General features: G+C 57.8%; 1 protein-coding gene. It reads left to right on the top strand.

Translation table 11 applies throughout. The features are described 5' to 3' along the window. Positions 1-857, top strand: an 857-nt coding sequence (locus tag AC1DRJ_RS29395) for a zinc-dependent alcohol dehydrogenase family protein (protein WP_477805217.1), incomplete at its 5' end; no start/stop codon positions are given. Between the last annotated feature and the right edge of the window lie 162 nt (positions 858-1,019).

Genomic DNA, 1,019 nt, shown 5'->3' with positions numbered 1-1,019 from the left:
CGCATAAGGTGCCCAAACCCCTGATCCCGGTAAGCGATGCAGCCGGCACCGTGGTCGCGGTCGGTGACGGCGTCACGCGCTTCAAAATCGGTGATCGGGTTAACTCGCATCTTTACTCCCGTTGGCTGGATGGCGAGCCTGGCCCCAATGAACCCGATTACTGCTTCGGCTCGCCGTTGCCTGGCGGTTTGGCCGAATACATGATCATCCACGAAGACAGTGCCGTGGCTGCGCCAGGCAACATGAGCGATGAAGAGGCCGCAACGCTGCCGATTGCCGCGCTCACGGCATGGTACTCACTGGTGGATTTTGGACAGATTCAGCCGGGGCAAACCGTGTTGGTTCAAGGCACTGGCGGTGTGTCCATATTTGCCGTGCAGATCGCTACCGCGCTTGGCGCGAAGGTGATCGCAACGTCGAGTAACGACCAGAACCTGCAAACCGTAAAGGGGCTGGGGGCCGTGGCGGGTATCAACTACAGAACGACGCCGAATTGGGCGGACGAAGTGCTGAAGCTGACTGAAGGCAAGGGCGTGGATCTGCTGCTCGATGTGGCCGGCGGCAACGGCATCAATCAATCGGTCGCAGCGACCAAGGCATCCGGGCGTATTGCGCAGATCGGCTTTTTGACCGGGCAGACCGTTGAACTCAATCTGATGCCACTCATCTTTCGCCAGACGACCATTCGCGGTATCGCCGTGGCGCCGCGCTCGTCGTTCGACCGGATGAATGCGTTCCTCAATGAACACAAAATTCGGCCTGTGATCGAGCAGGTGTATCCGTTCGAGCAAGCACGAGAAGCTTACGAGCATCTCGCCAAAGGGGCGTTTGGGAAGGTTGTCATCAAAATCGCTTGAGACTGCTGAAGGCGCCGATAGGGCGCCTTTTTTCTGCGACTTTCAATTTGGATCTGATTGCCTGATCGGTCGCCCCGACACCTCAGTACCAATGATTTCACGCGTCACGACCAGACTGATGAATGTGGCTCATGAACCCTTGCCGATTTACCCGTCTAGTGC

Source organism: Pseudomonas sp. P5_B2 (genome assembly GCF_056400445.1).
Note: the sequence above shows the minus strand (reverse complement) of the source record. Positions and strands in the feature narration are given on the sequence as shown.